General features: G+C 41.4%; 20 protein-coding genes and 1 tRNA gene. 9 read left to right on the top strand and 12 right to left on the bottom strand.

What is annotated here, in order from left to right:
- Nucleotides 1-209, bottom strand: a 209-nt coding sequence (gene tsaE, locus MED121_RS08145) for a tRNA (adenosine(37)-N6)-threonylcarbamoyltransferase complex ATPase subunit type 1 TsaE (protein ID WP_009833179.1), incomplete at its 3' end; no start/stop codon positions are given.
- Nucleotides 210-693: 484 nt separating this feature from the next.
- Nucleotides 694-1,245, bottom strand: coding sequence for an oligoribonuclease (orn, locus tag MED121_RS08150; RefSeq protein ID WP_009833180.1), 552 nt, complete (start codon nucleotides 1,243-1,245; stop codon nucleotides 694-696).
- A gap of 74 nt (nucleotides 1,246-1,319) precedes the next feature.
- On the opposite strand from orn, the gene rsgA reads away from it, so the two are divergent.
- Nucleotides 1,320-2,348, top strand: coding sequence for a small ribosomal subunit biogenesis GTPase RsgA (gene rsgA, locus MED121_RS08155; RefSeq protein ID WP_009833181.1), 1,029 nt, complete (start codon nucleotides 1,320-1,322; stop codon nucleotides 2,346-2,348).
- 74 nt (nucleotides 2,349-2,422) lie between these two features.
- On the opposite strand, the gene MED121_RS08160 is transcribed toward rsgA, so the two are convergent.
- On the bottom strand, nucleotides 2,423-3,337 hold the full coding sequence (locus MED121_RS08160) for a flagellar motor protein MotB (RefSeq protein WP_009833182.1): 915 nt from the start codon (nucleotides 3,335-3,337) through the stop codon (nucleotides 2,423-2,425).
- Nucleotides 3,338-3,384: 47 nt separating this feature from the next.
- Entirely contained in the window at nucleotides 3,385-4,239 is an 855-nt protein-coding gene (gene motA, locus MED121_RS08165; RefSeq protein WP_036179769.1) for a flagellar motor stator protein MotA, read from the bottom strand.
- A gap of 123 nt (nucleotides 4,240-4,362) precedes the next feature.
- Between motA and MED121_RS08170 the strand changes: the two genes are divergently transcribed.
- The 3 genes from MED121_RS08170 (at nucleotide 4,363) to MED121_RS23660 (ending at nucleotide 9,725) form a co-directional block, all read left to right on the top strand.
- Nucleotides 4,363-5,844: an HDOD domain-containing protein gene (locus MED121_RS08170; protein WP_009833184.1), complete on the top strand. Its 1,482-nt coding sequence runs from the start codon at nucleotides 4,363-4,365 to the stop codon at nucleotides 5,842-5,844.
- 34 nt (nucleotides 5,845-5,878) lie between these two features.
- A complete protein-coding gene (asd, locus tag MED121_RS08175; RefSeq protein WP_009833185.1) occupies nucleotides 5,879-6,736 on the top strand; it encodes an archaetidylserine decarboxylase in 858 nt (285 codons plus the stop codon).
- A gap of 217 nt (nucleotides 6,737-6,953) precedes the next feature.
- Entirely contained in the window at nucleotides 6,954-9,725 is a 2,772-nt protein-coding gene (locus MED121_RS23660; protein WP_009833186.1) for a methyl-accepting chemotaxis protein, read from the top strand.
- An 83-nt stretch (nucleotides 9,726-9,808) separates the two neighbouring features.
- On the opposite strand, the gene secF is transcribed toward MED121_RS23660, so the two are convergent.
- The 5 genes from secF to queA all read right to left on the bottom strand — a co-directional run bounded on the left by secF (nucleotide 9,809) and on the right by queA (nucleotide 15,283).
- Nucleotides 9,809-10,720 carry a protein translocase subunit SecF gene (gene secF, locus MED121_RS08185; protein WP_009833187.1) on the bottom strand — a complete coding sequence of 304 codons (912 nt, stop codon included), beginning with the start codon at nucleotides 10,718-10,720 and terminating at the stop codon, nucleotides 9,809-9,811.
- Nucleotides 10,721-10,731: 11 nt separating this feature from the next.
- Nucleotides 10,732-12,579 carry a protein translocase subunit SecD gene (gene secD / locus MED121_RS08190; protein ID WP_009833188.1) on the bottom strand — a complete coding sequence of 616 codons (1,848 nt, stop codon included), beginning with the start codon at nucleotides 12,577-12,579 and terminating at the stop codon, nucleotides 10,732-10,734.
- Nucleotides 12,580-12,662: 83 nt separating this feature from the next.
- Complete coding sequence (gene yajC / locus MED121_RS08195) at nucleotides 12,663-12,992, bottom strand: preprotein translocase subunit YajC (RefSeq protein WP_009833189.1); 330 nt, start codon at nucleotides 12,990-12,992, stop codon at nucleotides 12,663-12,665.
- A gap of 60 nt (nucleotides 12,993-13,052) precedes the next feature.
- Nucleotides 13,053-14,216 (bottom strand): tRNA guanosine(34) transglycosylase Tgt, encoded by a 1,164-nt coding sequence (tgt, locus tag MED121_RS08200; RefSeq protein WP_009833190.1) that lies wholly within the window; start codon nucleotides 14,214-14,216, stop codon nucleotides 13,053-13,055.
- Nucleotides 14,216-15,283 carry a tRNA preQ1(34) S-adenosylmethionine ribosyltransferase-isomerase QueA gene (gene queA / locus MED121_RS08205; RefSeq protein ID WP_009833191.1) on the bottom strand — a complete coding sequence of 356 codons (1,068 nt, stop codon included), beginning with the start codon at nucleotides 15,281-15,283 and terminating at the stop codon, nucleotides 14,216-14,218. Before queA ends, tgt begins: the two co-directional genes overlap by 1 nt.
- A 231-nt stretch (nucleotides 15,284-15,514) precedes the next feature.
- On the opposite strand from queA, the gene MED121_RS08210 reads away from it, so the two are divergent.
- Together MED121_RS08210 and MED121_RS08215 are read left to right on the top strand one after the other, a co-directional pair.
- Nucleotides 15,515-15,599, top strand: a tRNA-Leu gene (locus tag MED121_RS08210).
- A 140-nt stretch (nucleotides 15,600-15,739) separates the two neighbouring features.
- Nucleotides 15,740-15,919, top strand: a complete 180-nt coding sequence (locus MED121_RS08215) for a DUF2986 domain-containing protein (protein WP_009833193.1) — start codon at nucleotides 15,740-15,742, stop codon at nucleotides 15,917-15,919.
- A 9-nt stretch (nucleotides 15,920-15,928) separates the two neighbouring features.
- Here the strand turns inward: MED121_RS08215 and MED121_RS08220 are convergent, their stop codons facing one another.
- On the bottom strand, nucleotides 15,929-16,594 hold the full coding sequence (locus tag MED121_RS08220) for a nitroreductase family protein (RefSeq protein ID WP_009833194.1): 666 nt from the start codon (nucleotides 16,592-16,594) through the stop codon (nucleotides 15,929-15,931).
- Nucleotides 16,595-16,686: 92 nt separating this feature from the next.
- A complete protein-coding gene (locus tag MED121_RS08225) occupies nucleotides 16,687-17,628 on the bottom strand; it encodes an EamA family transporter (protein WP_009833195.1) in 942 nt (313 codons plus the stop codon).
- A 189-nt stretch (nucleotides 17,629-17,817) separates the two neighbouring features.
- Between MED121_RS08225 and MED121_RS08230 the strand changes: the two genes are divergently transcribed.
- The 3 genes from MED121_RS08230 to MED121_RS08240 all read left to right on the top strand — a co-directional run bounded on the left by MED121_RS08230 (nucleotide 17,818) and on the right by MED121_RS08240 (nucleotide 21,275).
- Nucleotides 17,818-18,327, top strand: a complete 510-nt coding sequence (locus MED121_RS08230) for a MarR family transcriptional regulator (protein ID WP_009833196.1) — start codon at nucleotides 17,818-17,820, stop codon at nucleotides 18,325-18,327.
- 189 nt (nucleotides 18,328-18,516) lie between these two features.
- Nucleotides 18,517-20,157, top strand: a complete 1,641-nt coding sequence (locus tag MED121_RS08235) for an NAD(P)/FAD-dependent oxidoreductase (RefSeq protein ID WP_009833197.1) — start codon at nucleotides 18,517-18,519, stop codon at nucleotides 20,155-20,157.
- Nucleotides 20,158-20,231: 74 nt separating this feature from the next.
- Nucleotides 20,232-21,275, top strand: a complete 1,044-nt coding sequence (locus tag MED121_RS08240; protein WP_165474617.1) for a lipid A deacylase LpxR family protein — start codon at nucleotides 20,232-20,234, stop codon at nucleotides 21,273-21,275.
- Nucleotides 21,276-21,354: 79 nt separating this feature from the next.
- On the opposite strand, the gene MED121_RS08245 is transcribed toward MED121_RS08240, so the two are convergent.
- A complete protein-coding gene (locus tag MED121_RS08245) occupies nucleotides 21,355-21,570 on the bottom strand; it encodes a VF530 family protein (RefSeq protein WP_009833199.1) in 216 nt (71 codons plus the stop codon).
- Nucleotides 21,571-21,608 lie beyond the last annotated feature (38 nt).

Consider the following 21,608-nt stretch of genomic DNA (forward strand, 5'->3'; position numbering starts at 1 on the left):
TCATAAGGCTCTACTATGGTATAAGTCGGACTTTTTACTGGCCCCACATAACCTACCCCCTTAAGCAAGCCTCTAACCAAGGTAGTTTTACCCATACCAAGATTGCCATTCAAATGAACCAGGTTTACGCTCATGAGTGTTTTTGCCAACTGTTCGCCAAAGGCTTCCATTGCCTCCTCACCAAACAGTTCAAATTCTATTTTTGTCATTTCGACCTCTTTCTTATCTATTATCTTATTCGTTTTTTCATCATCTCACTTTAAGCCAACACAATAATCGGCTTAAACATATCTATATTCTTGGGGTAAACCACTTTCTTAAATCATGGGGAGCAAGCAGACAACTCACGTTTTCGCACTTTATGCTTTTTGGCCTAAACAGTGACCAATGACATATTAGGCAGGCATCATATTCAAAGACTTGAAAAAGAAAGGTAAGTTCGTCACAGTAAGTTAAAATTATGACGTTTATATGACAGCAAGTAATCTAACAAAGGTGATTTTAACTATCGATATCGATTTGAAGGAAGAATCAACCCTTATAAATCCGTGAGTTAATCACAACCAAGATTTGAGCCCTGTGATTTTAGCGCGTCGTCGCAATTTTTACCATCAAACTAAGCAATCACCGCCAATAGGCAGCTAACATTTAAAAGGCATCATTTAGCAAAACAATGCCTAAAAAAAGTGAGTCTTAATGATTAAAATTGAAGAATTGTTCACGATAAAAGGCTAATTCAGCAATAGATTCTTTTATATCATCCATCGCCAAATGAGAGCCTTTTTTGGAAAAGCCATCTAACACCTCTGGCTGCCAACGTTTAGCAAGCTCTTTAATTGTACTCACATCAATATAGCGATAATGAAAGTAAGCCTCTAAGGCAGGCATATAACGGTAAAGAAAACGACGGTCCTGACCTACGCTATTACCACAAATTGGCGACACCCCTTTAGGCACATATTTCTCTAAAAACTGGATGGTTTCCAACTCTGCTTGAGACATACTCATTTGCGTCTCTAACACTCGCTTAGTTAAACCTGACTGACCATGATGACTTGTACACCACTCATCCATTGCGTCCATGACACTTAAGGGTTGGTGTATTGCCAAGTTCGGCCCCTCAGACAATACGTTTAAATGCTTGTCAGTCACTATGGTAGCAATTTCAATAATGGTATTTTTTTCAGGGTCTAACCCCGTCATTTCAAGATCTATCCAGATCAAATTCTCTTTATCTAAGCTCATGATTCATTCAAACCTTTATTCTCAATGCTAGGCATTATACTCTATGCGCCTAAATAAAGGACCCACTTGAGATAATGTCTAAAAGAAAACTCACGAAACAACAAACATGGCGCATTGAAAAAATTCAAGCTGAACGCAGTAAGCGAGTCAGCAAGCGCAATACCAAAGCAGAAGAAGCATTATTATCCTCTGATTTAGGCCCTGAAACAGAAGGACTTATTCTTTCTCATTTTGGCACTCAAGTGGAAGTTGAGAGCACAGACGAAAATAACAGCATCATAGCCACCCGCTGCAACCTAAGAGCAAACCTTGGTCAATTAGTGACAGGAGATAAAGTCGTTTGGCGCGCCAACCAGCAAGAAGGTGGTGTTGTTGTGGCCAGACTGGACAGAGACAATGACCTTTGCCGACCGGATATGCACGGCAGACTAAAACCTATCGCTGCCAATATTGACCACATTATCGTGGTTGTCGCCGCTGAACCCCTCGCCCATGCCAACTTAATTGACCGCTATCTAGTTGCCGCAGAGACTGCGGGAATTCCGCCGGTTATTTTATTAAATAAAATTGATTTGATCGATGAAAGCAACAAAGAAAGTCTAGATCAATTACTCCAAACTTATGATGACCTGGGCTATCAAGTACTTAGAACTTCGACAAAACAAAAAGACAGTATGGACGACCTTTATCGCTTCTTAGGGGATAAAACCAGTGTCTTTGTTGGCCAATCAGGGGTCGGTAAGTCTTCCCTTGTTAATACGTTATTGCCAGGGGTTGACCTTTCAGTTGGCGAACTTTCCCAAAAAAGAAAAAAAGGCACGCACACAACGACGACGGCACGTTTGTTCCATATGCCCAAAGGCGGCGATTTAATTGACTCTCCCGGTATTCGTGAATTTGGTTTATGGCACATTAGCATTGAAGAACTACTTGAAGGCTTCATCGAATTTAGAGAGCATCTTGGTTACTGTCGCTTTAGAGATTGCGCCCATGAAGAAGAGCCAGGTTGCGCCCTGCAACAGGCACGAGAAGAAAATAAAATCTCTGATATTCGCTATCAAAGTTTCTTAAGAATCAAAAACTCCATTCTAGACAACCTCTAACAAAAAAGGCTTTTTGACCAAGCGCACTAGTCGCTCAAATCAAAAAGCCCTATCAAATCTCAACAAAAATTCAGTTAGAATACGGTTTCAGGGTCGATTTCAACATCTTCCGTTTTTATCGCTTCACCATAAATATATCGATTACGCTCTTGCATTCGTTTATAGGCAGCATCCGTAAGCAATAAAACACTCACCCTTCGATTGATACCAGCAGCTGGGTCGGTTCTATCATAAGGAGCGGTATCAGATAGCCCCATCACTTGCACAAAACGGGTATCACCTGCCCCACCTTCCCTTAATAACCTGCGAGCCTCATTTGCACGCATGGCCGATAACTCCCAATTCCCAAGCCCTGCAAACGAATATGCAGAAGAGTCTGTGTGGCCAGAGACCACCAACTTATTATTTAACCCAGACAAGACTTGCCCAATATTTACCATGGCAAGCTCAAAGTCTGGCATAAGACGACCACTGCCTTGAGCAAACATAGGTTTATTTTGCTTATCCAATAAGGTCACTCTGATGCCATCAGGGGTAATCTCTATTTGCAGGTTTTCTTTGACCGCTTCAAATACCTTTTCCCCTTCAAACTTTTTCCCTAACGCAGCCGCCAAATCAGCCTGCTCTTGTTCAGCGACTTGATCACGATGTGAATTAGCATCTTCTTTTACAGAGTCTGGTCGTTGCACGCTTCCTGGGTCGGGCAAATTAATATCAAGTTTTCTTTCGGTACTCTTAGCAGGACTCCCACCTAAGTCAATTGGGTTATTACTATAACCTGCTGTCGACATCCCTTTAGGATCATTAAAGTAGCCTTGAATAGCAGCCAATTCTTGCGGTGATGCCACATTAATAATCCACATCACCAAAAAAAAGGCCATCATAGCTAAGGCAAAATCAGCCAATGCAATCTTCCAAGCACCGCCATGGTGCCCACCCTTTTTAACCTTTTTAACCCGGCGAATAATGGTGCCAGATGATTCAGCCATATACCCTCTCCCAGCAGTATAAATTCAGACAAATATGCTTGTTAAGCTTAACGATAAGTACGCACATATTCCGCCAACTCCGCAAAAGAAGGTCGCTCTTCAGATGGCAGTAATTTTCTGCCTGTTTCCACTGCAGCACCCGGTGAAAACCCCGAAACCGTTGATACTAAACTTGCTTTAACCGCGTTATAGGCTTTTAACTCATGCTCACCCAAGCCCTCTAAATGCCCCGCTAAGGGGCCAACAAAACCATAGGCAAAAAATACACCTAAGAATGTACCCACCAATGCTGCAGCAACGTGATAACCAATTTCCTCCATCGGACCCCCAATCGAGCCCATGGTGATAACAATACCCAAAACGGCCGCAACAATACCAAACCCTGGCAAAGCTTCTGCCACTTTATTTACCGCATGGCCTGGTGCAACCAAATCTTCCGCTATTTTTTCAATTTCTGCATCGATAATTGCCTCAAATTCATGGGCAGGCAAACCGGTTAAAATAAAAATACGATAATTATCCGTAATAAACTCAACCATCTCCTGATCTCTCAACAAGTCAGGAAACGATTGGAAAAGTTCACTTTCATACGGCGCTTCAATATGATCTTCAATGGCTAAAAAACCTTCCTGTCGACTTCGAAAAAACAGGGTATACATTAAAGCCATTAGCCCCATGTAATAACGCTCATTATGACGACTGCCTAAAAACGCTTGCGGCAAGAGTTTCAAAATACGTTTTTGTAAGTGCCAAGGATTGGCAACCATAAATGCACCTAAGGCAGAACCACAAATAATCAAGACTTCAAAAGGCTGCCATAAAGCCATCATTTCGCCATGGGACGCCATATAACCAGTTACAACACTGGCAATGACAATAATCATCCCTACTATTACAAACATATTTTTCTTCCTACGATCTACGATGTATGCACATTGCACATTATAAAGTATGATATTTCACATTACTGGATTATCATTTTATCGAACAGAGCAACAACTTACAGAGCTTTAATGTAACTACCTATGAGCAACAAGTCACCCACTAGCCCAGAAGAATGGCTAACTCACCTTAAGGATAAGAAGTTTCCTGTTGGCTCCAAAAATCTAACAAAGCTTCAAAAGCAACTAACTTCGCCGAAAGGGGCTATAGATGGGCTCCAAACAAGCATTTTAGCTGAACCTTTTATTGGTTTTATGGCAATTTCAGTCGCCAATCAGATTGCAAAAAATAACAATAGTCAAATTAAAACACCAGCACACGCTGTTTCTATGGTGGGCATTGATGGATTAACTAAAATTATTGGCCAACTTTACCCATGCACCTTCTCCAGTAACAATCGAGCTCATTGCGAATTCCTAAAACAAGTTCAAATTAGCTATGAAGCCGCATGCATTGCCAAGTTTTGGTCAATTGAAAAGCGTCACTCCAACAGCGAAGAAATTTTTTGGATTACTTTTTTTAGAGATGCGGTTAAATGGCTACTCTGGTTTTATCATTATGAATCCATGCACGAGCTTCAGCAAAAATTGAAACAAGGCATGAGCAGCAAAAAAGCAGAAAACGACATCTTTGGCTGCAAAATAGATCAACTGACCGTTAAGCTTTTTCAACATTGGGGCATACCCAGTATTATCATCGACTCATTTAAAACCGATAACACACCAACAGGCAGTGAGCTCAAAGCTTTAGCAGATTTAACTAAGGACCCAGATCACATCCCCCTTGACCCTGATGACAGACGTTTGAATTTTTTGGTAAACCACTCACTTTTATTTGCCGTTTGCGCCAGCAAACTTTCTCAAATTGCGAATAAATCAGGCTGGGGAAGCCAGAACCTAGAAAACTATTACAAAATCATATCGGCAGCACTACACTGCAAGCAAGCCAAAACCATTCGTGCAGCCCATGCTGCCTGTGTAGAATCAGCGCGCTTATTTCCGAGTGATTTTAAAGTACCTTTAGCCAAACACTTATTATCACCTGATCTTTATATAAAAAAGAAAACCAGTATAAAGCCAATTACCACATCGCCATTATCTAAACTGCAAAAAGTAACCCACTCAGATAAAACATCTGATAAAGAATGCCTAATTTACGCAATAAAAACGATTCAGGCACTGATAAAACCAAGCAATCAATCTCTCATCTTAGATTTTGACGCCTCTCTTAAAAAACTCAAAGTCAGTTTACAGTTTGGTTTTAATGTTCAAACTTTAAAAAAAGTGAAGTGGGACCCTGACAGCAAAATATTAAGTCAGCTTTTACAAAAACCCAGTGCGATACACCTTGATAAAAGAAAAATTGAACAAATTTCAAAACATTTACCTGAGCAAGTACATACTGAACTTAAACACAACAATGGATTAATTTTAGTCTCTTTTAAAACAAGCAAAACCAGTTGGAAACTCATCTGGATAGCGAGTAACAAAACTTTTTCTGAATTGGACTTTAATAATAGTAAGCGAATATCTAGCTTATTAAGTAAACGATTCTCAATTAATTAAATATTATAATGCCAGACAGCATAAGGAAAACTTCGTGAATAAAGATCAACTTTTTGCCTTAGCACAGCATATTACGCCGCAAAAAACATTATCAAGACTGATTGGCAAGATAGCTGAATGTGAGAATACTTGGGTAAAAGACACTTTTATCAAGCACTTTATCAGTAAATACAAAGTTGATATGAATGAAGCGATTGAATCAGACCCAACAAGCTACAAAAACTTTAATGCCTTTTTTACTCGCGCCATAAAACCTGAACTAAGACCCATAGCGTCAGAAGCTAATGCGATAGCTTGCCCTGCAGACGGCGCCATTAGCCAATTAGGCAAGATTGAATATGGCACTCTACTACAAGCAAAAGGCTCCACCTATAGCCTGACCAGCTTACTGGGCGGTGACGCAGAATTATCGAACAAATTTATTGGCGGCAAATTTGCAACCGTTTACCTTTCGCCAAAAGATTACCACAGAGTGCATATGCCGATTGACGGAAAGTTAATCAAAATGATTCACATTCCAGGTAAATTATTTTCCGTTAATAAAGTGACAGCAGAGCAAATACCCAATGTTTTTGCGAGAAACGAGCGTACTGTTTGTATATTTGAGACAGCGGTCGGCCCTATGGCAGTTATTCTTGTTGGCGCTATGATAGTCGCAAGTATAGAAACCATTTGGGCAGGACAAGTCACCCCTTTTAATAAAAACGTCGTGACATGGGATTATGATAAGCTCAATCAAGTTGAACTTAAAAAAGGCGAAGAAATGGGCCGTTTTAAATTAGGCTCAACGGCTATTGTTCTTTTTGGAGAAGACGCTAATAACTGGGAAGAAACACTAGAAGCCACCACACCAACCACTATGGGCATGCCATTTGGCACCATTAACCTCTAGGAAAGCTGCGGATAATACAAACAACTTTGGGCGCTAACACCAGTAATTAGCGCCCAACTCATTTATACGACACGATCAATACAATTCCATACGCTTTTATTACAAACCTCATTTTACAAAAAATGCTTCATTAACTAATAATTAGTTAATGAAGCATTTTTTGTAAAATAGACACACGTCTACATAAATAATTAATTTTATAAATGTGAGGCCAAATATGCAGAAAGTTAAAGACCTTAACTTAAAAACTAAATTCACCCTCCTGTTTGTTCTTATTGGTCTCTTACCCATTATTGTCGTTAGCTATATTTCTACCCAAAACAGCACGATTGACGCACAAGAAAAAGTCTATAATCAGCTAACAGCCATTAATCAAATAAAGAAAAAAACCATAGAAACTTACTTTCATGAAAGAGAAAGTGACATGGGCGTATTAGTTAATATTGCCGACACCCTTCGCATTCAAGCCTTTCAAAAATTGTCCGCTGTACAGGATTTAAAAAAGTCAGAGCTTACCCATTATTTGCACGATAACTATTCCCAATTAAAACTTTTAACCTCTCAAGAACATGTAAAACACGCCCTAGAAGAAATGTCGGCTACCTTTAACAATCAAGCAATTTGGACCCCCTTACTTGATGTGCATGATACCGAGTTCAAACAATTACTGGATTACTTTGGTTGGTATGACTTTTTTCTGATTAATCTTGAAGGGGACATTGTCTATTCCGTTACCCGAGAAAGTGATTTAAGACAAAACCTAGAAGAAGAGCTATCCTCAAGCTCTTTTTATCAAGCCTTTAAAAAGGCCAAAAACAGTCAAGACAATGATATTCATCTAGCTGATTTTCTGCCATATGGCCCCAGCAACAATGACCCTGCCGCATTTGCCGTAAAAGCGGTTGTAAAAGAGGGTAAACGCATCGGTTATATTGCCTACCAACAACCACTGGAACATATTAACGAAATTTTAGGCCACAGAACCGGTATGGGCGAAACAGGGGAATCCTACCTTGTTGGACAAGATCTCCTAATGCGTTCAGACTCCTTCCTTAATCCCAGTGAGTTTTCAGTAAAAGCCTCCTTTAAGCATCAAAATAAAGTAGAAACCAAAGCGGCACTGGACGCACTAGATGGAGGAAAAAATACAGCCGTTATCCTTGATTACAATAACAACCCCGTTATTAGTAGCTGGGATTACGTCGATGTTGGTGAACGGATTCGCTGGGCCATTATCTCAGAAGTTGATGTCACAGAAGCCTTCAACCCAAAAACCTCAGATGGTATTGATTTCTACAAAAGCTATATCGAAAAATATGGTTATTACGATTTATTTTTAATTAACCCAGATGGTTATATTTTCTATACGGTTACCAAAGAAGCAGACTATCACACCAATATTATTAATGGTAAATATGCCGATAGCGGGCTGGGAAAGCTCATTCGAAGCGTTAGTCAAAGTAAAGCATACAGCATGGCTGACTTCTCCCCCTATTCTCCAAGTAATGACGACCCTGCCACCTTTATCGCTCAGCCCTTGCTGAATAAGACAGGTGAAATAAGCCTTTATCTTGCTCTTCAGCTCCCCCTTGAAGGTATAGAAAATATCATGAAAATTAGGGAAGGCATGGGCGAAACAGGCGAAAGCTATCTTGTTGGTGAAGATTTACGCATGCGCAGCAACTCTTTCCTAGACCCAGAAGGTCACAGTGTTAAAAACAGCTTTGCCGGCACCATTGCTGAAAATGGTGTTGATACCGACGCCAGCCGCAGAGCTCTTAATGGAGAAAAAGGCACCGATATTATTATTGATTACAATGGACATCCTGTTCTTTCTTCATTTGATCACATCGACTTTAAAAACTTTAAATGGGCAATTTTATCTGAAGTCGATGAAGAAGAAGCTTTCCACTCTATTCACACCAATACGTTATTTATGTTGGTTATCATGCTTATTGCAGGCACTCTAATCGCCACGGTTGGTTTTTTAGCGGCAAGCAGGATTGCCAAGCCCATTTCTAACATTTCAGATGTCGCCAAGCTAATTGCTAACGGCGACCTCACCTCCTTAGTTGAAGCAAAATCAAATGATGAGGTGGGCAAGTTACAACAAGCCATGAAACAAATGATCGAAAATTTACGCAACATGGTGGTAAATATTGCTTCGGTTGCCAAAGAAGAGTCTGTCACATCTGAGCAACTTGTTTCAATTACCAGCAAAACCACCAACATAGTGAAAGAGCAGCAAGATATTGCAGAAAATTTCTCATCTTCCATGAGCCAAATGGGAGCCACAGTTACCGAGGTAGCAGAAAATACCTCCAACACCTCAGTTGCAGTTAATGAAATCCAAAGCAAAGTTATGGAAGGCGCTTCAGCGCTTGATAAAACCTATCACTCTATTCTCTCAATGACAGAACAAATTCAACAGTCTGAAAAATCGGTTCAACAGGTAAGAAGTGATTTTGATCAAATATGCAGCGTATTAGATGTGATTAAAGACATCGCAGAACAAACCAATCTATTAGCTTTAAATGCAGCAATAGAGGCTGCCAGAGCAGGAGAACAAGGAAGAGGCTTTGCCGTCGTAGCAGATGAGGTAAGGCAACTCGCCCAAAGAACCCAAGACTCCACTAAACAAATCGATGATATGATTCAAAATATCATTGCGGGGGCTAATTCATCCGTCGATATCATGGCAAAAAGTGTATCAAGGGCAACAGAAGTTCAAGAGCACGCCAAAAAAGCCACTGACATTAATGTCGTCATTACGGATCAAATTAGCCACATAAGCACCTTAAGCTCACAAATAGCCACCTCAACCAAAGAGCAGTCTCAAATGATCGAAGGCATTCTATCTAACGTCGAAAACTTAAATGAAGGCGTCCATAGAACCAATAGTGCAACACATGATATTGCCGACTCCAGCTCAAAGTTAAGCAACCTAGTGAATAAACTAGAGCATGAAACAAAGTTCTTTAAAGTTTAAACACTTTCAACATCATCCACCAAAAAAAAGGCCGCATCTTAGATGCGGCCTTTCTCGTTAACACCCTAAAGAATTAACACCCTCTAAGGCATTTCGTCTTCAAACTCTTCTTTTGGTGTTGGAACCAGATCTTCTCTTTCAATTTTTTGCGCAAGCAATAGATTAGCCGCAACAAAAACAGAAGAATAAGTACCGATAATGACACCAATTAACAATGCGAAAGCAAAGTTATGAATCGCCTCACCACCAAAGAAAAAGAGCACCAACAACACAAAAATGGTTGTTAACGAGGTAATCAAGGTACGACCAAGGGTTTGATTAATGGATTCGTTTATTAAATCAACCGGCTCAATTTCACGCATGATACGGAAATTTTCTCGAATACGATCACATACCACAATCGTATCGTTAAGCGAGTAACCAATAACTGCCAACAAAGCAGCCAACACGGTTAAGTCAAACTCAAAACCCATAATAGAGAAAATACCTAAGGTAATAATCACATCATGGGCAAGGGCTGCAACTGAAGCTACTGAGAATTTAAATTGAAAGCGAACAGCAACATAGAGCATAACAATAGCCAAAGCTAATAGCATACCTAGGCCACCCTGCTCTCTTAACTCTTCACCTACCTGTGCACCAACAAATTCAGACCTTAAAAGCTCAACACTCGCCGTATCAGAACGCAACACAGCAAGCACTTCATCACCTAAGGTTGGCGTATAAACATTCGCCATACGCACTACGATATCCGTGTTGGCACCAAAGGTCTGCACTACCACATCATCATATTGATTTTCAGCCAATAAGGCGCGAATTTGATCAAGCTCTGGCGCAACCTGATAGCCCACTTCAACCAAGGTACCACCGGTAAAGTCCAGACCAAACTCAAGGCCTTTAACCGCTAACGAAATAAGCGATGCCACGACCAATATAATGGATAACAAAGCAACGGGTTTTCGCATTCCCATAAAAGGGATATTAGATGTTTTCATTGTCTTGTTTCCTATATCGATAAACGGGCGTCTTTACGACCACCATAAACCAAGTTAGCTTGCGCTCTTGTGACAATTATTGCCGTGAACATAGAGGTAATAATGCCCAAAGACAGTGTCACTGCAAAGCCCTTCACCGAACCTGTTCCCACAGCAAACAAGATAACAGCAACCAACAAAGTGGTAATATTGGCATCCAAAATTGTGGTAAAGGCTCTGTTAAAACCAGAATAGATCGCCTGCTGGGTCGGTAAACCTGATGCTAACTCTTCTTTAATCCGCGAGAATATCAAGACGTTCGCATCGACCGCCATCCCCATAGTCAATACAATCCCTGCAATACCTGGTAAGGTTAGCGTTGCACCTAACAAAGACATGCACGCCATCAGCAGCACAATATTGATAGCAAGAGAAATATTGGCAAACAAACCAAACACACGGTAATAAGCCAACATAAAGAGCATAACCACTAACAAGCCGATTTGAGCGGACACGACGCCAAGACGAATGTTCTCTTCGCCCAAGCTTGGACCAACGGTTCGCTCTTCAACAAAGTAAATAGGGGCAGCCAATGCACCTGCACGTAAAAGTAGCGCAAGTTCAGACGATTCACGTGAACTATCTAACCCAGTAATACGAAACGCATTACCTAAGGTTGTTTGAATGGTTGCTAACGAGATGATGCCTTTTTCACTGTAAGACTGGCGAACTTCTTGCGCTTTACCATTTTCATCTTCTACAAAACGAGAACGGGATTTGTGTTCAATAAAGACAACCGCCATGTTGCGGCCAACAGAAGTACGCGTTACTTTCGCCATTTGCTTACCACCCTTGCTATCAAGGCTGATATTTACTTGAGGCATGCCATTCTCGTCAAATGAAGAGCTGGCATCAGAGACACTATCACCTGTAATAATCAAATCACGCTCTAAACGCGCGGTACGGCCACTGCCATCTCTAAATGTCATGACTTCAACATCATCCGCTTCAAGCGGCGCTTCCAAGCGAAACTCAAGGTTAGCCGTTGCACCGATAATACGCTTAGCCGCTGCTGTATCTTGTACACCAGGAAGCTCAACCACTATTCGGTTACTCCCTTGACGCTGCACTAATGGCTCAGCAACACCTAATTCATTCACACGATTTCTGAGTGTGGTTAAGTTTTGCTGTAATGCATAGGCTTCAATCTCAGCCTTTGAAGACTCCGAATAACTCGCCATCAAATAGAATTCACCCTCTTGGGCTTGAGTCGAATAAATGTATTCAGGAAACTCTTCGCTTAACAGGGTTTCTGCACGGGTTAAAAAAGCTTGCTGTAAAAAGCGGATTTTTAACACACCCGCATCCACACTCACCTTACGGTATCTTACTTTTTGTTGACGAAGTAAGGTTTTCATTTCAGCAGACGCGACTTCCATGCGCTGTTCAAGCGCTGCTGGTGTATCCACTTCAAGCAAAAAGTGCACACCACCACGAAGGTCCAAGCCTAACTTTGCAGGACCTGCACCAAACGACGCCAACCAATCAGGTGTCGTAGGCACTAAATTTAATGCGGTTACATAATTTTCGCCTAAGGCCGCTGCGACAACCGGTTTCGCTGCTAACTGATCTATGCCGCTATTGAAACGTAAAGTTGCACCATTTGAGGTTAACTCTGACGCTTTTAATTCGATATTTGCTTTCTCTAAAGCTCGCTCAGCTTTGCTAATCACATTCTCATCAATGCTAACCGTCGCTTTTTGAGTAGATAGCTGAAGTGCTGGGTCATCAGGGTAAAGATTTGGCAAGGCATACAGTAGCCCAAGCGCTAATACAAAAAGAATCAGCAAATACTTCCACAAGGGATACTTGTTAAGCATGAAACATCCTTTGGTTCACTGTGTTTAAAAACACTTATTGTTAACAGAAATAAGAAAAGCGCCTTTCGGCGCTTTTCAGAGGATTAAATTGACTTCAGAGTACCTTTTGGTAGCACAGCAGCTACAGAGGCTTTCTGGAAGTTCAACTCAACGCCTTCAGCTACTTCAAGTACAACATAATTGTCATTTACTTTAGTAACCTTACCTAGCATTCCGCCATTGGTTAACACCTCAGAGCCTTTTGCTAGAGATGCCATCAAGTTTTTATGCTCTTTTTGACGTTTTGCTTGTGGGCGCCACATTAAAAAGTAAAAAATTAATACAAAGCCAACAAGTAGCACTAGGTTCAAAATACCTGCATCAGCCGGTGCACCAGCACCTTCTGCATGGGCAGCTGAGATCAATGAGATCATTATTTCTGTCTCCAATGGTTATAAAATTATTATTGAAATTACTAAACGCCTATCAAACAACTAGGACTCTATTGCCTGTTCCGCATTTAAAGGCGGTGTTTCTAAACCACGTTTGGCATAGAACTCATCAACAAAGGCGTCAAATCTACCTTCTTCTAGAGCAAGACGCAAACCAGCCATAAGTGTTTGATAATAACGAAGATTATGAATGGTATTTAATTGCGCACCCACCATCTCTTGACACTTATCTAAATGATGTAGATAAGACCGAGAAAAGTTTTTACAAGTGTAACAGTCACATTCTTTATCTAAAGGCGACACATCATGCCTATGTTTCGCATTACGAATCTTGACCACACCCTCTGAAGTAAACAAATGTCCGTTACGGGCATTACGTGTTGGCATCACACAGTCAAACATGTCGACACCACGACGAACACCCTCTACAAGGTCCTCTGGCTTACCCACCCCCATTAGATATCTGGGTTTATCGTCAGGCATCTTAGGCGTGATATAATCAAGCACCTTCATCATTTCTTGTTTTGGCTCACCAACCGATAAACCACCGATGGCATAACCATCAAAACCAATATCAACAAGGCCTTCTAAAGACTCATCACGAAGATTGTCATACATGGAACCTTGAATAATACCAAATAAAGCCGAAGGGCTATCGCCGTGTTCAGCTTTAGAACGCTTGGCCCAACGAAGACTCATGCGCATCGATTCTGCAGCACGCTCTGGCGTTGCTGGATAAGGCGTACATTCATCAAAGATCATGACAATGTCTGAACCTAAATCACGCTGTACCTGCATAGAAATCTCAGGGCTCATAAAGACCTTTGACCCATTAACAGGCGATTGGAAGCTAACCCCTTCTTCGGTGATTTTACGCATAGCGCCTAAAGAGAAAACTTGAAAGCCACCTGAATCAGTGAGAATTGGTTTTTTCCACTGAGTAAAGTCATGGAGATCACCATGGGCTTTTATCACTTCCATACCTGGACGTAGCCAAAGGTGGAAGGTGTTGCCTAAAATAATATCAGCACCAATTTCTTCAATATCTTTAGTTAACATGCCTTTTACTGTGCCGTAAGTACCTACAGGCATAAAGGCAGGTGTTTCAACTTTACCACGTGGGAAGGTTAAGGTAGCACGACGTGCTTTCCCTGAAGTAGCGGCTACTTCAAAGTCCATAAAACACTCTGGACGTTTATCTGTCATTACACATTTTCCTCATTCGCTGGCCCAGTTGCATCTGGGTTGCGGCTTATAAACATGGCATCGCCATAACTGAAAAATCGGTACTCATTGTCAATTGCGCTTTGATAAGCATTCATTACCTGCTGATAACCTGCAAAGGCACTAATTAACATGATTAGGGTTGATTCTGGTAAATGAAAATTCGTCACCATGGCATCAACGGTTTTAAATTCATAACCTGGGTAGATAAAGATACTGGTATCGCCCTTCATCATTTCTAATTGACCCGACTGACTAGCAGACTCAAGACTACGCATACTAGTACTGCCGACAGCGATAACACGGCCGCCCTTTGCTTTTGTTTGAGTAACCTTATCGACGACGCTTTGTTCAACTTCAACATATTCGGCATGCATTTCATGCTCTTCTAGGGTTTCAACTCTTACTGGCTGAAAGGTGCCCGCCCCTACATGTAAGGTCACAAAGGCGATATCGACACCTTTTTCCTTCAATGCATTCAATAAGGCCTCATCAAAATGCAGCCCTGCTGTCGGTGCTGCCACCGCACCTGGCTTTTCGTTATAAACCGTTTGATAGCGCTCTTTATCCGAATTTTCATCTGGACGCTCAATATAAGGCGGTAATGGCATATGACCCACCTCTTCTAAAACATCCAGCACATAATCATCAAAACATAATTCGAACAAGGTATCATGGCGCTTCACCATAACCGCTTGATAAGTTTTTCCTTGGTCTGTGCCTAAACTAATCTTGCTGCCAGGCTTAGGTGATTTACTGCATTTAACATGGGCTAAGACACTGTTTTCATCTAACAGACGCTCTACTAGTACTTCTAATTTACCGCCAGATTCTTTTTGTCCAAACATACGCGCTTGAATGACACGTGTATTATTAAACACCATGAGGTCACCTGGGTTTACCAAACTCAACACATCACAAAAATCTAAATGTGACAAATCACCACTGGGTCCATCTAAAGATAAAAGACGGCTGCCAGTACGTTCAGGCATAGGGTAAGTAGCAATTAAGGAGTCAGGTAAATCAAAGTGGTAATCAGAAACACGCATTCGCAACAGGCCTAGAAAAAATCATTTATGAGTAAGTCAAAAAGACTCGGCATTTTATCGAAAATTACGTTAAAAAGGTATGTTATTCAGCGAGTTTGTTAGATTTTTTATCATTTTAATCAGCCTGGGTTAGGCCTAAAAAAATTGATTTGCTTAGATTTTATAAAATTTCAGGTAAAAAAGGTTGACGCACTCTCAAAAATACAGATAATACGCAGCCACAGTTTCCATGCCAGTGTGGTGGAATTGGTAGACACGACGGATTCAAAATCCGTTGCCGAAAGGCGTGGCGGTTCGAGTCCGCCTACTGGTACCATATTTTTTTACTGTTTTAATAGTAAAAGCATGGTTTAAAAAAGCCCTGATCAGTATCAGGGCTTTTTTTTCGTCTTACTTTTGCGAGTGTTTGATTTCTCACACTTTATTTTTGACACAGGTTAAACAAAGGGGTTTAAAATGAATCGTCGTAAAAAGATTAAAAGCATCTTAACCAAGAAAGAAAAGATGTCCAATCGTCATAACAATTTAAATAAAAAGCCAAAATACATAAGCAAAGCAGATCGTGCAAAATTAGACGCAGAGCAAGATGCACAAACTGCTGAGCATGATGAAGAGACCATTACCCCTGAGGCTTAACAAAAGCCCTTAAAGAGTACGCAACACTTGTGCTAACGGTTTCCGTACTTTTTGCGGCCAATTGCCCTCTCCCGCCACTCCCACGGTAATTAAGATAACAGGTAAACTGTCTTCCTCTAACGCAAATTCAGCTTTTACCGCTTGGGCATCAAACCCACCCATGGCACCAGAGGCCAAGCCTTTTTCTTGTGCTGCTACCATCAAACTCATGGCCGCTAAAGAAGCCGATCGAATCGCTTCATCTCGCCTAGCTTGGTCACTTTCTTGATGGGTTTGGCTTGCCATCTCAACCCAAGTTTTTTGTACACCTTCACTAATAATTTTGGCGTCCACAGAAGCTTGTAAAGTGGTATTCAGTTCCTTATAACCTTGCATTCTACCACTAACAATATAAGTCACCGCGGCATCCAACACTTGCGGCTGTTCAAATGCCAGTGGGTATAACCTTTGTTTTGCTGCGTTTGAGTGAACCGCCACAAACGCCCAGTTTTGAAGATTAAAAGCCGATGGCGCTAGGCAAGCCAGTCGAACCAATTCATTTACCATCTCTTCATCAAGCTGCGCCGATGCATCGTATCGCCCTATTGAAGTACGTTGTTCTAAAATAGATTCAAAGTGAGCTTGAGAAGCTTGGCTCGTGTTAGTTGTTGTCATATTTGCAATTAATTCAGACATACTATTTCCTTTTAATAATACTTTTTTATGAAAAATGTTTTTTGTAAAGACGCGATCAGCTAATTACTTTGGCTAAAAAAAATTTTTTGAGCTTACTTTTGCTGCACCAGGTTTGTTTCGGCAACCATGACTTCTGCTTTGTTAGCTTTGTTTTCTGGGCTCGAATTTAACCAACGCTGAAGCAATAACACTGAGCTCAATACAATTAATATGGCGATACTTTCTCGTGGGGTTAACGCCTGCTCTAGCACAGCCCAACCAACCAAAATGGCAGTCACAGGGCTAAGTAAGCCTAAAGATGAAACTGAGACGGAAGAAAGTTTGGTAATGCCCCTAAACCAAAGGCTGTAAGCAAGCAGGGCGCCAAAAATAGATAAGTAGCCATAACCTAAATAATTATTTGTTGTTAAACTTGGTAGAGCCCCCTCAAACAGCCATGCTAAAGGTAAAAGCAGCAGCCCCCCCAAACCAAGTTGCCAACCGGTAAAACTTAAAGTCGACATCCCATTATTCCAACGTCGAGCGAGATAAGTACCAAAACCTAGGCATAGGGTGCCAGCAAAAGCAGCAATCAGGCCTAAACTGTCCCATTGGGTTTGAGGAGAGACAAAGAGCAGACTCATCCCTAGCACTGAGATAAGAGCCATTAAAACCACCTTTAACTGAGGCCTTTTATGCTCAAAAAACCACACTATCAGCATCATTAATAAGGGCTGAATGGCACCAACTACGGCGGCAATTCCCCCTGGTAATCGATAGGCTGCGACAAATAATAAGGCTTGGAAAACACCGATATTTAGGCCTGACAAAATGATTAATTGCAGCCACTGTTTTATCGTGAGACTGACTTTTGGAAGAAAAACATAACCCCATAAAATCAGCAAAATACCCGCAGGTAAAGAACGAATTAAAGCGGCTGTAAATGGTCTATCTTGGGGCAGTAATTCACTCGCTACCACATAGGTAGTCCCCCACATAATGGGTGCTAATGCGGTTAACAGTATATTGCCCAGGGCTTGATCCTTAATCGCCATATTCTTCTCCAATGTAAATGATATTGAACGCCAAGAAAGTATCTTGAAGTTAAGATACTTTTTAGATTGGCAGGATTTTATCTTGACTTCAAGGTAAATTTTAGAGAAATTAGTCATTAATGAATATTGCTAAATTGGTCGGATTTTTGGCCTTAATAAGCGTCACTTACTTTAAAAACAGGCATAAGAATGAAAGAGAATGATATGGATTATGGGGATGCAGTTGATGCGATCAAACAACAATGGCAACTTGAACGACCTGACTTAAGCCTTGATGCTATGGGGATTTTTGGTCGTCTGAAACGCTGCTCTATGCTGATGACAGATAGATTAGATAACACCTTCGCCAAGTTTGATTTAAATTATTGGGAGTTTGATGTTTTAGCCACTTTAAGACGTTCTGGCGCGCCTTATACATTAGCCCCTACTGAGCTCTTTTCTATCATGATGATCACGTCTGGCACCATGACCCACAGAATGAAACGCCTCGAAGCAAGAGGCCTCATTGAAAGGTTGCCTAACCCTGAGGATGCCCGTAGTCAGCTAGTTAAATTAAGCCAAACCGGGTTTGAAATTATTAATAAGGCAGCCACAGCACATGTGGATAATATGGAGTCTCTGCTAGCTGGCCTTAATGACACTAAGAAAAAAGAGCTCGATGTTAAACTCAAAGAATTGCTCGCTATTTTTGAAACATAAAGCCAGCATGCCTGTTTTGGCTGCCCCTTTTGAACACACCTTTACGATACCTTATCGCGATACAAGCTCATTAATAATATGAGCTTGCTTGTGCCCATGATAAACTCGCCAACAATTTCCATTAAACCCTAATTTGAATCAGCATGATTTGTCTCAAATTAGCTAATACAAAAGATACTTTGATCCCCTATGTTACGAATTACTGAATTTAAGCTGCCCCTAAACCACTCCCAAGAAGATTTATCCAAAGCTATCACCAGCCTTTTATCTATTGAAGCGTCACAACTTGATAGTTTTAGCATTTTTAAACGTGGCTATGATGCGAGAAAAAAGAAAGACATCCAGCTTGTTTATCAACTTGATGTGGTGCTAGCAAAGGCGCTTGAGGAAAATGTATTAGCTAGGTTCACCGATTCAAATACCGTCAAACCCACCCCTGATACTGGCTATTATTTTGTGGGTCAGGCAGAAAAAGACTTTCCACAAGCAGATCAACAAAGGCCTATTGTCGTTGGCTTTGGTCCTTGTGGCATGTTGTCGGCATTATTATTGGCTCAAATGGGCTTAAAGCCAATCGTGATTGAGCGTGGACAAGATGTAAGACAGCGCACTAAAGATACTTGGGGACTTTGGCGTAAAGAGAAATTAAACACTGAATCTAACGTACAATTTGGCGAAGGCGGTGCGGGGACTTTCTCTGATGGCAAGCTCTATAGCCAAGTGAAAGACAAGCGTTTCTTAAGCCGTAAAGTACTTACTGAGTTCGTCAAAGCCGGCGCACCAGAAGAGATTATGTATGTTAGCAAGCCCCACATAGGTACATTTAAACTTGTTACCATGGTGGAAAAAATGCGCGCCGAAATTATCGAGCTTGGGGGTGAAATACGCTTTGGTGAAAAGGTTGAGTCCCTGATCAAAGAAGATGGGGACCAAGACCGTTTAACAGGCATTCAGCTAACCTCGGGAGAGACACTGCATTCTCGCCATATTATTTTAGCCATTGGGCACAGTGCTCGAGACACCTTTAGCATGCTTGAAAAACAAGGGATTTACATGGAAGCCAAACCCTTTTCTATCGGTTACCGCATCGAACACCCACAATCAGTGATTGACGAAGCACGTTTTGGCGATAATGCAGGACACCCTATTCTTGGCGCCGCTGACTACAAGCTCGTTCATCACTGTCAAAATGGCCGCAGTGTTTATAGCTTTTGTATGTGCCCAGGTGGCACAGTTGTCGCAGCGACATCTGAAGAAAAACGCGTCGTAACAAACGGCATGTCACAATATTCTCGCAACGAGCGTAATGCTAATTCGGCAATTGTGGTAGGCATAGACCCAGAAAAAGATTACCCGGATAGTGTGCTTGGCGGTATAGACCTGCAAAGAGAATTAGAGTCGCTCGCCTATCAATTAGGGGGCGAAAATTACCATGCCCCAGCACAACTTGTCGGCGACTTTTTAAAGGACATCCCTTCAACCGAGTTAAAAAGTGTCATGCCTTCTTACAAACCAGGCATTAAACTAGGTGATCTAAGTAAAGCCTTGCCTGAATTTGCCGTTACCGCCATCCGAGAAGCAATCCCTGCGTTTGAACGAAAAATTAAAGGTTTTTCTATGAATGACGCTATCTTAACAGGGGTTGAAACACGCACGTCCTCCCCCATATGTATTCGAAGAAATGCCACATATCAAAGCATGAATACCCAAGGCCTGTATCCTGCAGGGGAAGGCGCGGGTTATGCTGGCGGTATTTTGTCAGCAGCCATTGATGGTATAAAGGTAGCGGAAGCGGTCGCTAAAGACCTATTAGCGATTGATACTGAATGAATTTAGTAAGATAGAATGAATGATGGGAGCAGGTATTGCCCTGCTCCCAATTTTGGATGGGAGCGTCCGCCATTTTGATAAAATTAGTGTTATTGAGTGGTTATCAAATTAAAAAAAGTGCGACCAATGTCACTAAGCTGTTGACGAGCACCTTAATGATGACTGCTTTGATGATAAGTAAGAGTTATGCGGGTGATGGCATGGTAACACTCACCTGGGAAAATGATTTATTTTCAAGCAGTGATGGCCAATACACCAATGGCATTGGCTTTAGCTATGCCAAGCCACTTAGAAGCTACTTCCAAGAAAATGAAACACCCTCCCTCATTTACTGGCTTCTTAAAGACACAGACTTTGCCAATCAAACTGGAAAAAGGCGCAGTATCGCACACAGTTTTGGCCAAGCCATGTTCACCCCTGAAGACATTAGCCAAGAAAGTTTAATTGAGAATGACAGGCCCTATGCAGGTTTACTTATCTGGAACACTAGCTTAATTGCCTTTGATGAATCCATTTCTGATCGCTGGACATTCAGTTTAGGCCTTGTCGGCCCAGAAGCATTTGCAAAAGATGTTCAAACCAGTATTCATAAGGCGACAGGCTCAGACAAGCCTATGGGCTGGGATAACCAATTAAATAACGAGCCGGTTTTTAGAATAGAAAAAGAAACCCTCTTTAGAGCATTGGAGCTAGAACTTAACCCAAGTTTTGGCATGGACTTTTTGGCATTTGGGTCACTTGGCCTTGGTAATCTAATGAGCAGTGCGGAAGCGGGTATCTCGGTTCGTTTTGGCCATAGCCTTGATCAAACCTACCCTAACTTTTCGTCTTTTCCAGTTCGTAATCCAAATTACCTTGCAGGAAGGTCAGCTAACTGGCAGATCTTTGCCAGCCGAGCAAAATCTTATGTGTTTAATGATATCACTTTAGATGGCAATACCTTTACCGACAGTCATTCAGTTGATCTTATCAAGGACAGAATGCTCAGTGTATTAGGTATCTCTTTTGGCTTTCAGTCCTGGAGTATCATGTTGTCATACCAGGAATCCAGCAAAACCTTTAAAACTCAGGCGCAAGACTCAAGCTATGGCGCATTAAGTATTTCATCTATTTGGTAGTCTGAATAACTAGCAATTATCAGCTTTCAATCGACTGAGCTTTCAACCTACTGAGCGATCAATCGATTGAGCGATCCACTTACAGAATCACTTCTAAGTATAGTGCTTCTACCTTGGCTCTTGCCCAAGGTGTTCGTCTTAAAAACTTTAAACTGGACTTCACACTTGGGTCTGATTTAAAACAGTTTATCGGAATACGAATTGCCATTTCTTGCCAGCCAATTTTTGCTTCCAATTGGATCAGTATTTGCTCAAGTTTAATGCCATGGAGGGGGTTATTTTGTTGCACTATCATTCTCTTTAAATATTTCTCGACATGATACTCACTTATCA

This window comes from Marinomonas sp. MED121 (assembly GCF_000153025.1).
Taxonomy (GTDB): Bacteria; Pseudomonadota; Gammaproteobacteria; order Pseudomonadales; family Marinomonadaceae; genus Marinomonas.